9 protein-coding genes are annotated in these 11,673 nt (G+C 42.4%); 3 read left to right on the top strand and 6 right to left on the bottom strand.

The genetic code is table 11. From position 1 onward, the window contains the following. Positions 1-160: 160 nt before the first annotated feature. On the bottom strand, positions 161-946 hold the full coding sequence (gene map, locus RTR63_RS04390) for a type I methionyl aminopeptidase (RefSeq protein WP_050324912.1): 786 nt from the start codon (positions 944-946) through the stop codon (positions 161-163). A 160-nt stretch (positions 947-1,106) separates the two neighbouring features. Here map and msrB point away from each other — a divergent pair, with 160 nt between their 5' ends. The 3 genes from msrB (at position 1,107) to tsf (ending at position 3,727) form a co-directional block, all read left to right on the top strand. Beyond that, a complete protein-coding gene (gene msrB, locus RTR63_RS04385) occupies positions 1,107-1,577 on the top strand; it encodes a peptide-methionine (R)-S-oxide reductase MsrB (protein ID WP_312522871.1) in 471 nt (156 codons plus the stop codon). 271 nt (positions 1,578-1,848) lie between these two features. Beyond that, positions 1,849-2,619 carry a 30S ribosomal protein S2 gene (gene rpsB / locus RTR63_RS04380; RefSeq protein WP_007115803.1) on the top strand — a complete coding sequence of 257 codons (771 nt, stop codon included), beginning with the start codon at positions 1,849-1,851 and terminating at the stop codon, positions 2,617-2,619. Positions 2,620-2,848: 229 nt separating this feature from the next. Next, positions 2,849-3,727, top strand: a complete 879-nt coding sequence (gene tsf / locus RTR63_RS04375; protein WP_007115804.1) for a translation elongation factor Ts — start codon at positions 2,849-2,851, stop codon at positions 3,725-3,727. A 144-nt stretch (positions 3,728-3,871) separates the two neighbouring features. On the opposite strand, the gene RTR63_RS04370 is transcribed toward tsf, so the two are convergent. From RTR63_RS04370 to glyQ, 5 genes are all read right to left on the bottom strand, one after another. After that, entirely contained in the window at positions 3,872-5,158 is a 1,287-nt protein-coding gene (locus RTR63_RS04370) for an O-acetylhomoserine aminocarboxypropyltransferase/cysteine synthase family protein (protein WP_312522869.1), read from the bottom strand. A gap of 221 nt (positions 5,159-5,379) precedes the next feature. After that, on the bottom strand, positions 5,380-6,825 hold the full coding sequence (locus tag RTR63_RS04365; RefSeq protein ID WP_312522867.1) for a hypothetical protein: 1,446 nt from the start codon (positions 6,823-6,825) through the stop codon (positions 5,380-5,382). Between the two features lie 349 nt (positions 6,826-7,174). Next, entirely contained in the window at positions 7,175-9,277 is a 2,103-nt protein-coding gene (glyS, locus tag RTR63_RS04360) for a glycine--tRNA ligase subunit beta (RefSeq protein WP_219332520.1), read from the bottom strand. Positions 9,278-9,399: 122 nt separating this feature from the next. Further along, positions 9,400-10,269, bottom strand: coding sequence for a sulfite exporter TauE/SafE family protein (locus RTR63_RS04355; protein WP_312522863.1), 870 nt, complete (start codon positions 10,267-10,269; stop codon positions 9,400-9,402). A 269-nt stretch (positions 10,270-10,538) separates the two neighbouring features. Next, positions 10,539-11,477, bottom strand: coding sequence for a glycine--tRNA ligase subunit alpha (glyQ, locus tag RTR63_RS04350; RefSeq protein WP_062334805.1), 939 nt, complete (start codon positions 11,475-11,477; stop codon positions 10,539-10,541). Positions 11,478-11,673: the final 196 nt, after the last annotated feature.

Below are 11,673 nucleotides of genomic sequence, written 5' to 3'. Positions count from 1 at the left end.
ATTCTTTCTAAGCTTCGTAACTTGTTTTACTTATTTGTAAACTCTTCGTCGCTCAGTGGTGGCGTATTATACGTGAATTAGAATGGGTGTCAACAGGAAAATATAAATAATTTTAAAATAATGGCTAACTTTCTTTTATACCGATGATTTCATTCATATTTTAACTGTTTAAAAAACTCAAATCTTCTTCTGGACGCTGGGTAAATACTTCACAGCCGTTCTCGGTAACCATCAGTGTGTGTTCCCATTGGGCAGACAATTTACGGTCTTTAGTAATTACCGTCCATTTATCGGGCAAGGTTTTGGTTTGCCATACACCTTGGTTAATCATTGGTTCAATGGTAAATGTCATGCCTGTGCTCAGTTGTAGACCGGTATTTTTTTTACCATAGTGCAGAATTTGTGGTTCATCATGGTATACGTCACTAATCCCATGTCCGCAATATTCTCTTACTACGCTAAAACGCTCGGGTTCAGCCACCGCTTGAATTGCTGCGCCAATATCCCCTACATAGGCGCCATTGCGAACGGCTTTCATCCCTGCATATAGTGCGTCTTGGGCAATTTTGCAGATACGCTGCGCCATGATTGAGCCTTCACCGATAATCCACATTTTTGAAGTGTCGCCATGATAACCGTCTTTTATCACTGTAACATCGATATTGACGATATCGCCCTCTTTTAGGATACGGCTGTCATCTGGAATACCATGACAAACCACATGGTTGATTGAAGTACAAAGCGTGTGCTGGTAGCCATGATAGCCGACATTGGCAGGAATGGCTTTTTGGACATCGACAATATAGTCGTGGGCAAGCTTGTCTAATGCCCCTGTCGTTACACCTTCTTTGACATATTCATCTAACATCACTAAAACATCGGCGGCTAATTTACCAGCGACGCGCATTTTTTCAACAGCTTCAGGGTTATTTAATAGTGTTTTCATACAATAATTATCTGATTTTGCAAAAATTTAAGAAGACGTATTATAGCCCTTTTCGCCTTTTTCACAAAACTACTATTTGTTTAAACAGTTGTTACTTGAATTTTGGACGGGTTGTAACTATTGTGATGTTCTACAATGACAACAAGGGTTAGGAACGTCTATGGCTAATTCAATTAATATCGATACACAGAAGTATGTAAGACCGTCTGAAGCTGAAATTAAGGCAAATCTGAATGATGAGCAATATTATGTGACACAGCAAAACGGCACCGAACGTCCTTTTAGTCATGAATATGATCACCAATTTGAACGTGGTATCTATGTGGATATTGTGAGTGGTGAGCCGCTTTTTAGCTCATCGGACAAGTATGACTCAGGTTGTGGTTGGCCCGCCTTTAGTAAACCGATTGATACCGCAGTAATCAATGAATTATTTGATGATAGTCACGGTATGCGACGTACTGAAGTGCGTAGCCGTGTGGGTGATTCACATTTAGGTCATGTATTTAATGATGGTCTTCCTGAGCTTGGCGGCATGCGTTATTGCATCAATGGCGCGTCGCTACGTTTTATCCCTTTAAATGAGATGGAACAAGAAGGTTATGGTGACTTAATCGGATTGGTTGAATAATTGCCATGTGATTTTGCTAAAACATATGGCTTAACCACATAAAAATATGTTAAAATAGCAGTTTGTCATTTTATCTTGAAATGGCAAATTGCTTTTTTTATTTACTAACATGACACACACATTGCTATTTTCAAGCTAACAAGCTTGATAAGAGTTAAGCTGGGTGTTTGCAAATTTGATTAATTAAAGTCCTGTAGATTTTGATGCGTGTTTGCAAATCGGCTTAATCGGTAGTGTGGAGGCATAACCCAACTTTACTTAAGGAAATCTCATGGCGTCAGCTAATCCTACCCAAGTTTCAATGCGTGATCTTTTAGAAGCCGGTGCACACTTTGGTCACCAAACTCGTTTTTGGAATCCAAAAATGGGCAAATTTATTTTTGGTGCACGTAACAAAATCCACATCATCAACCTTGAGCATACAGTTAAAGCGATGAACGAAGCGCTAAACTTCGTTAACCGTGAAGCAGCGCGTGGCAACAAAGTACTATTTGTTGGTACTAAACGTGCGGCAAGCAACGTTATTAGCGAACAAGCGGCTCGCGCTGGTATGCCGTATGTTGACCATCGCTGGTTAGGTGGTATGTTAACCAACTGGAAAACCATCCGTCAGTCAATTACTCGTTTGAAAGAATACGAAAAACAAGCTGAAGATGGTACGTTTGCTAAGTTAACCAAACGTGAAGCGTTAGAGCGTACTCGTGAAATGGAAAAACTTGAGCGTGCGTTAGGCGGTATCAAAAACATGAACGGTTTACCTGATGCAATTTTTGTGGTTGACGTTGACCATGAAGCGATTGCAATCAAAGAAGCAAAAAACTTAGGTATTCCTGTCATTGGTATCGTTGATACAAACTCAAACCCAGATGACGTAGATTATGTCATTCCTGCCAATGACGATGCGATTCGTGCGGTAACGCTATACGTATCAGCGGTTGCCGATGCAATTATCGCTGGTAAAGAATACGCGAAAACTCAAGGCGGCAAAGCAGCAAATCAAGAAGAAGTAACTGAAGCACCAGCAGAAGCTGCGGCAGAATAAGGGTTACCGCAGTATCATAGCAGCGCATTGCTTAAGTTGTTATGATACTGTCATCAAAATTTTATAAACTAACTTTGATGGGTAAACACAAAATTAGTTTATAAAAATTCGAATTTGTAGCGTAATATTAAAAGGGCAAAAATCACCAATTTTTGTCCTTTAATCTCCAACTGTTTAGACAATAAACAACCCAATTCTCATCTATAATGATAATCAATTGAGGTATCTCATGGCAGAAATTAGTGCAAAACTGGTAAAAGAATTACGTGACCGTACAGGTCTTGGTATGATGGAATGTAAAAAAGCCCTGCAAGAAGCAGACGGCGACATCGAAACCGCAATCGACAACCTGCGTAAATCAGGTCAAGCAAAAGCTGCTAAAAAAGCAGGTAACATTGCTGCTGATGGCGCTATCATTATTGCCCAAGAAGGTAACAAAGCCTTACTACTTGAAGTAAACTGTCAAACTGACTTCGTGGCAAAAGATGCCAACTTCACCGCATTTGCAAACAAAGTAGCTGAACTTGCGCTTGCCAATAATACCACTGATGTAGCGGCTATCTCTGCATTGCCATATGGCGATGGTCAAACGGTTGAAGAAGCCCGTGTTGAGCTCGTACAAAAAATCGGTGAAAACATCCAAGTACGTCGTGCAGAAGTGATTGAAGGTGACAACCTAGCCTCTTACCGTCACGGTATTCGTATTGGTGTAGTGGTTTCTGTTGAAGGCGGTAATGCAGACACCGCAAAACACGTAGCGATGCAAGTTGCGGCCTTCAACCCAATCGCGGTTGATGAAGCGAATGTACCTGCTGATACGCTAGCGCGTGAAAAAGACATCATCGAAGCGAAAGCGAAAGAATCTGGCAAACCAGACGCCGTGATTGAAAAAATGATCACCGGTGGTCTACAAAAATACTTGAACGAAGTGACTTTGTTGAACCAACCTTACGTTATCGACAACGAGAAAAAAGTTGGCGATATATTAAAATCTGAAGGTATGACGGTTAAAGCATTCAAACGCTTAGAAGTGGGTGAAGGCATCGAGAAAAAACAAGAAAACTTCGCTGAAGAAGTGGCAGCAGCTCAAGCAGCAGCAGCTAAATAATAAGCGACAACCGCTAGGTTGTAGACTTATTAAAAATACCCCATAAATTTGGGGTATTTTTTTGTCTAATTTTTTTTTTAAATTCAAAAAAGCGAGTTGAAGGCTCGCTTTTTTATGTGAAGCGATTATTTGTAGATGAAGCGATTAATTGGCTGCGGCTAACGCTTGCTCAAGGTCAGCTTTGATGTCCTCAATATGCTCAATACCAATGGATAAACGAATCATGTCTTCGCTGACACCTGCTTTTTGCAACTCTTCAGCATTTAACTGGCGGTGCGTGGTAGTGGCGGGATGGCAAGCAAGTGACTTGGCATCACCAATATTGACCAGACGGGTAATTAATTGTAGCGCATCAATGAATTTCGCCCCTGCTTCACGGCCGCCTTTTAACCCAAAGGTTAGAATCGCTGATGGCTTACCACCAAAGTATGTTTGCGCAAGCTTATGCTCTGGATGGTCGGTTAATCCTGCGTACTTGACCCAAGCCACTTGTGGATGATGGTTTAAAAATTCTGCCACGGCTTGGGCATTTTGGCAATGTCGCTCCATACGCAAGGCTAACGTCTCTAGCCCAAGCATAATTTGCCAAGCATTCATTGGGCTTAGTGCCGCACCGGTATTACGTAAGGGCGCAACGCGTGCACGTGCAATAAACGCCGCAGCACCCATGGCTTCGACAAAATTGACACCATGATAGCTGGCATCTGGGGTATTTAAAATCGCGAAACGTTCTTTGTGAGCGCCCCAATCAAATTTGCCACTATCGATAATCACACCACCCACCGACGTGCCCGAACCACTCACATATTTGGTCAATGAATGAATCACAATATCAGCACCATGCTCAAATGGACGACACAATGTTGGCGTGGCGACAGTGTTATCAATGACCACAGGTACGCCTTTACTATGAGCAAATTCGCTAATTTTTGCGATATCCAGTACGTTACCCAATGGATTACCGATACTTTCGCCAAATACCAATTTAGTACGTTCATCAATCAAATCAACCAAGGTCTCAGGTTTGGTATAATCAAAGAAACGCACTTCGATACCTTGACGTGGCAACGCATGGGCAAATAAGTTGTAAGTACCGCCATACAAAGTTGATACTGAGACGATGTTATCGCCTGCCTCACATAGCGTTTGGATGGTATAAGTAATCGCCGCCATTCCGGATGCCACCGTCAATGCACCGATGCCGCCTTCTAACGCTGCCATACGTGCTTCAAGTACCGCGTTGGTTGGGTTCATGATACGGGTATAGATATTACCAGCAACTTTAAGATCAAAAAGGTCAGCACCGTGTTGGGTGTTATCAAAGGCATACGAACTGGTGTGGTAGATAGGGACAGCGACAGCTTTGGTGGTCGGTTCTGGTTCATAGCCTGCATGAATGGCAAGCGTTTCTGGGCGATGCGGTGGGCTCATACATATTCCTTTAATTTAGTTTAATTAGCAAAAAAATCTCTTTTGATTGTAACGAGTTGCTAATCAGTTTTGCAAATTCACAATAGAGCATTATTAGAACATTAATGCCGTGTTTTGGAATATCGATTCATGGTGAATTGGCGTCTAAAAGCGCGCGTTTAACACAGAAATACCGCACAAACTATAGCTAATGGAGGTTTTAATTTTTTGTAGATAACCCATCAGGCTTGCTCGGCTTGTTCATTAATTAAATATTCAGTTAAATTTAACATCTCTTGATAGGAATCAAGCTTAAGGATAAAGCTAGTAAAATCATTGGTTTGAATATGAGATAACCGCGTTAAACGTTTTAGCTCATACACCAAACTATTGACAACATCATCATATTGTTTGAGACGTAAAACTTGGGTATCATCTGCTAGTGTTTGTGTCACTGTTAGCAAGGTCTTGGCTTTTGTCACTAACTGCGCTTTGTCCAATACCTGCCCATATAAGATATCGGTTATAGCCGCGACAGTGGCTCTTTTGGTGGCAATAAAATCATCAACTGTTTGCGTATCTAAACTTAATAGATAGACGGCACGGCTGATAAATTTATGGTATTCATCTTTTACCTTATCGATTTGCTTTGTTAAAAGCACCGTTTCGGTAATATCTACCACGCTGACAAATAGATGAATGGATTTTTTATTCTCGCTCTTAACCACCCGTAAAAATTCAAAATGCAGGTATTTCTTGTTGATAACGCCTGTTTCATCTAAAAAAATCAACTCGACTGTTTTAAGTGGATTGATATCTTGAATCAACTCTTCATCCACGTTGGATTGGTAAAGGTAATTGATAAAATGCTGTGTCGCTCTGATATCTTTTTCACTGACCATATTTTGTAACAGCTGGGGTAATGTCAGCCCAGCTAACTGCTTGCGCCCCAATAACTGCTCTAGTTTTTTGGAATAATGCTCACCAATGACCATTTTATCATCGATGAGAAACAAGCCTTTTTTGACTGTGTTCATGATATCGCGCATATCGGTCTGAGCTTTATCAATCGCCACATCATCGTGATACATGTGTCTGATGGTGTAATGGATAAAAAAGATGATATAGGCTATCAAAGCAAAAAAACTGCAATAGGTCAAATAGCGCGAATAATCTGCGGTACGGTAGGTGTCATTGAGATAAGTGTCATAGCCAATATTCATCAACGACCAAATTTTGGCTTGGTTATGATAAGCAAACTCAGCCAATTCAACTTTGCCTTTTTCATCTTGCTCAGAGACTTGCGCGATTCTTTGGCGATAGTCTTGCCAAATAATGGCAAATTCATCCATCGCCGTTTCTTGCTTTGGATAGCGGGACAACTGTGCCATATAACCGTCTAACTCAGCCGCCTGTTTTTGTAAGGTCTGAATAATTTGTTGGCTATCGTTTTGAGACGTTACCGTCAGATGCTGCGCACCGGTTGCTATCTCAAGCGTCAAATCACTGATGTTGCCGATGATATCCATATGTTGGGTAGACTGGGTTAAGAAACGCGCAATATATACATTGATAGCCACAAAAGCTAGCACAAACAAACACAGCACCACTAAGCTTTGTAAAAGAAGCCGATACCTTTTGGTACGCACCATATATTGAAACAAGCTATCGTTATTGCCGACTTTCACGTAACTACCCTAGACGAAGATAAATTAGAAAAAATAAATAATAGATAAAACCCCACCGTTAAATACACAATCTACCAAAAGCTTTGAATCTGGTTATATTGGTTATACTGCTTATACCATCATAAACCCTAGAAAGCGATTCAGACAAAAACACCCTTAAAATAGTATCAAATACGCGTAAACTCGTCTGCCAATTTAGTGAAAACAAGCGTAAAAGTATCTTTGGCTTGTAAAAAAACCCATAATGACCGTTGTCAGTATGGGTTTACCCAATGATATTAAAGCAGGCGTATTAAAGCAATAGTATCGAAGCCATATGATTAAAGCGTTAACTCGTGTCTAAATTAGCTTATAGCTGTAACTCACTGATATCTGCAACCGTTAAAAATAACCCACGCACTTTTTTTAGCAACGCCAACCGATTGGCTTTGAGGTTAGCATCTTCACTATTCACCATCACCCGTTCAAAGAAGTCATCCAATGGCTGCTGCAGTGTGGCTAGCGATTGTAAAATCTGGGTGTAGTTGGCGTTGTCAGTGTGTTGATGCGGCTCAATACTTTGCGCTGCAGTTTGCACCGCTTGGTACAATGCTTTTTCGGCAGGTTCTTGTAAATAAGCCGTTTGTATTTGGCTTGCAATCTCACCCTCAGCCTTGGCTAAAATATTGGCAACACGTTTATTGGCCTCGGCAAGTTGTTTGGCGGGTGGCAAATCACGGAAAGCTTGGACGGCTTTGATACGATGGTCAAAATCCATTGGCACTTGCGGTTGTAGCGCCTGTACCGCCATAATTGTATCCACGCTCACGCCTTGGTCTTCATACATGGCACGGTAGCGTGAATTGATAAACTCCATCACTTGTTTAAAAGTTTTTGGTAAGTCATCAATTTTGCCTACATAACCCAATAAAGCTTGCTCAAGCAATACTACTAGATTTAGTGGCAGTTGTTTCTCAATCAAAATACGCAGTACCCCAATCGCCGCGCGGCGCAGACTAAACGGGTCTTTTGAACCCGTTGGCGCTTGGTCAATGCCAAAAATACCGACCAGCGTATCCAAACGGTCTGCTAATGCCAGTGCCGTTCCAATGTTGGTCGCCGGTAATTTATCACCGCTAAATTTTGGCAGATATTGCTCTTCGATTGCCGCCGCCACCGCTTCTGGCTCTTGGTTTAAACGCGCATAGTAAGTCCCTGCCACGCCTTGTAATTCTGGAAATTCACCCACCAAGGTACTGGCAAGGTCTGCTTTTGACAGCAAGCCTGCCCGTGCCGTTTGCTCAACGTCTTCGCCAATTTGGGTAGCAATAAAGGCAGCTAGCTTGGCAATACGCTCAGATTTTTCCCAAATTGTCCCTAACTTATCTTGGAATACGCGGGTTTTAAGATTTTCAGTCAGCGCAAACAATGGCTGTTTTTGGTCTTGTAAAAAGAAAAACTCAGCATCAGCAAGGCGTGGACGTACCACTTTTTCGTTACCGGCAATCACTTGCGCTTTATCTTTACTGTCGATGTTACTGATAAAGATAAAATAAGGCTGTAATTTACCTTGGCTGTCAGTCAAACAAAAATATTTTTGATCCGCCTGCATGGTGCTAATCAAGGCCTCTTGTGGCACTTGTAAAAATCGTGGCTCAAAGCTTGCGCGTAGCGCTACTGGATAATCGACCAGCGCAGTAACTTCATCAAGCAAATCTTGTGGTACGATAGCAGTCGCGCCTACTTCATCGGCAAGCTGTTGGACTTGCGTTTTAATCTGTTGTTGGCGTTTGTCAAAATCAGCGATAACGTGCGCCTCGGCAAGGTTTTGCTCATAGCTGTCCGCCGTGTCAATTCTAACCTTATCAGGATGATGGAAACGATGTCCAAGACTATAACGACCCAATTCAACGCCCTGCGACCCTGTCTCACCCGACGTTAATCCTTGAATCGTCGCTGGCAGTACTTGGTCGTCTTTGAGTAGCACCAACCATTTGACAGGGCGAACAAACTCAGAACGCTCTGCGCCACTGCGCATGCGTTTGGCAATCGGTAACTCATCTAAGGCTTTTTGAAAAATATTCGGCAGTAACTCAGCCACTGGCTGACCGATGACATTCATTTCGTAGCCGATATAATCGCCTTTATCACCTTTGATGGTAATCAAATCCTTGACGTCAATACCCAAGCCTTGGGCAAACCCTTGTGCCGCTTTGGTTGGGTTACCGTCCTTGTCATAGGCAGCTTTGACTGCAGGACCGCGTTTTTGTTCGATTTTATCGGGCTGTTTTTCACTAATTCCTTGAATCTGCAAGGCAAGGCGACGCGGGGCGGCAAAGCTTTTAATGGTATCATAGCGAATATTGGCATCTTTTAGCGATTGGGTGACATGGTCGTTAAGTGCATCGCGCAATGTTTTTAGATTTTTTGGGGGCAATTCTTCGGTGCCAAGTTCAAATAAAATAGTAGACATGCTAAAGCCTTGTTGATTCAAATAAGGTAAATATAGGCGATTATAGCAGAAATTTAAGCCATAAAAATGCCCCATCAGCGGGGCAAATCAAGAAAACCGTCAGCGCAAAACGAAAATTAAACTTATTGGCTGGCGCTTGCCGAAGTCGTTACAGCGGTTGTAGCGACTGGTGTATTGACCGCCGCTTTTGGTTTGGCTTTGGCAGGATTGACCACAAAGTTAATGCCTAACAGCAACAGCGTCACCCCTAAAATCGGGCGCAATTTTTTCTCAGGTAATTTACTGCTCAATAATGTGCCTACAATAATGGCAGGAATCGCGCCAATGAGCAAAAAGGTCAGCATGTGAAAATCCACACTGCCTGACAGCAAATGTCCGAGACCTGCGACCAAGGTTAATAGCACCGCATGTACCACATCCGAGCCGATGATACGAATGAGGGGCAATTGGGGAAAAATCAGCACCAACGCCATGACGCCAAATGCTCCTGCCCCAACTGAGGATAAGGTCACTACTACCCCGAGCAATATGCCCATCAGCACCAATTTATATTTTGGGATTTGGGCGGTGAGACTGTCAGTTTGGTCAGTTTTGCGGTATTTGTCAAAAAACGCTTCGATACGGTTGCGAAAAATCAGCGAAATCCCAGTAATGGTCAACATCACGCCCAATATCAAGGTCATGATTAGTTTGATGGCGTTGATATTACCCAAGTAAGTAGCGACGAGATAATTGGTGACAATGGAGGCTGGAATACTACCAATCGCTAGCCATAGCACGATTGGCCAAACGACATTCGATTTTTTAAAATGTACCACCCCACCAAAAAACTTGGAAATAGCGGCGTATAGCAAATCGGTGCCGACAGCAATATGCGGCTCTACTTTTAGCAGTAAAATCAAAATCGGCGTCATCAGTGACCCACCGCCCACGCCGGTCACACCCACGCAAAATCCGACAAAAATACCCGCTAAAATAAAATAAAGTTCCACTCACCGCCCCTTGTTACCTGGCTTACTTGCTGCGGCTATTGTAGTAGAATAGCGCGTCGTTGCCCTGTGGCGATTTTTGATATAAATATGCGAGATTAGAATATTCTGATAATTTGATATTTTTTATTAGCGTTGATAACAAAATAATCAATAAAATAAGGCAAGAAAAAAGGCAATAGAAACTATCTATTGCCTTTTTCAATTTTGCTGTTCAAAAAAATTTTTTCGTCGATGTGGTGAAACTATTGTGATTTATCCGCTTCTTTCATCTATTGTTTTGAAATAGCTTCTTTTGGTAGATATTTTTCTAACGCATCCGCTTTATGTGCGTCATCCGCCAATGGGAAGCCCAATTTGGCGCGCGTTTCTACATAGCTTTGTGCGACCTTACGCGCCAAGGTGCGCACACGCAAGATAAAGCGCTGACGCTCTGTCACCGAAATCGCCCCACGCGCATCCAACAAGTTAAAGGTATGTGACGCTTTGAGCACCATTTCATACGCAGGCAGCGGCAGATTAAGACCGACCAATTTGTCAGCTTGGCTTTCATAAAAATCAAATAATTCAAACATTTTTGCCACATCGGCATGTTCAAAATTGTAGGTCGATTGTTCCACTTCATTCTGGTGAAATACATCACCATAAGTGACACGACCAAATTCACCATCCGTCCATACCAAGTCATACACACTGTCCACGCCTTGGATATACATGGCAAGGCGCTCAAGACCGTAGGTGATTTCTCCTGTCACTGGGAAACACTCAATACCACCGACTTGCTGGAAGTAAGTAAACTGGGTAACTTCCATACCATTGAGCCAAACTTCCCAACCAAGTCCCCATGCGCCAAGCGTTGGTGATTCCCAGTTGTCTTCTACAAAGCGGACGTCATGGGTTAGCGTATCGATGCCAATCGCTTTGAGTGACCCCAAGTACAATTCTTGAATATCAGGTGGATTGGGTTTGAGTACCACTTGGAACTGATAATAATGTTGTAACCGGTTTGGGTTGTCGCCATAGCGACCATCCGTAGGACGGCGTGATGGCTGTACATAGGCGGCATGCCAACGCTCTGGACCTAATGCTCGTAAGAAAGTGGCGGTATGAAACGTGCCTGCACCCATTTCCATATCGTAAGGCTGTAACACCACACAGCCTTTTTCTGCCCAATAATTTTGCAAAGTTAAAATCAATTGTTGAAACGTCATCATACGAGAATTACCACTATATAGTCGGTGATTAGGCAAACTGTGTTTATCAAAATAGTTGTCCACGTGATTTTGATAAAGCGTCAGTTTTTTTAATTAGTCACATTAAAAATTTAAATTTTTTTGCGTCGCAAATAGCCCTTAAAATAGGCGGTACAATTGCCGAACGATATTTTTACTTAAAACGCCCAAAATA

Source organism: Moraxella sp. CTOTU47724, from assembly GCF_032014955.1.
Classification (GTDB): domain Bacteria; phylum Pseudomonadota; class Gammaproteobacteria; order Pseudomonadales; family Moraxellaceae; genus Faucicola; species Faucicola tetraodonis.
The sequence above is the reverse complement of the archived record's forward strand: the minus strand, read 5'-3'. Positions and strand labels throughout refer to the sequence as shown.

Excerpts from the sequence above, each read along its gene's own strand:
- msrB (WP_312522871.1), top strand. The coding sequence starts at position 1,107 with ATGGCTAATTCAATTAATATCGATACACAGAAGTATGTAAGACCGTCT.
- map (WP_050324912.1), bottom strand. The coding sequence starts at position 946 with ATGAAAACACTATTAAATAACCCTGAAGCTGTTGAAAAAATGCGCGTC.
- tsf (WP_007115804.1), top strand. The coding sequence starts at position 2,849 with ATGGCAGAAATTAGTGCAAAACTGGTAAAAGAATTACGTGACCGTACA.
- RTR63_RS04370 (WP_312522869.1), bottom strand. The coding sequence starts at position 5,158 with ATGAGCCCACCGCATCGCCCAGAAACGCTTGCCATTCATGCAGGCTAT.
- rpsB (WP_007115803.1), top strand. The coding sequence starts at position 1,849 with ATGGCGTCAGCTAATCCTACCCAAGTTTCAATGCGTGATCTTTTAGAA.
- glyS (WP_219332520.1), bottom strand. The coding sequence starts at position 9,277 with ATGTCTACTATTTTATTTGAACTTGGCACCGAAGAATTGCCCCCAAAA.
- glyQ (WP_062334805.1), bottom strand. The coding sequence starts at position 11,477 with ATGACGTTTCAACAATTGATTTTAACTTTGCAAAATTATTGGGCAGAA.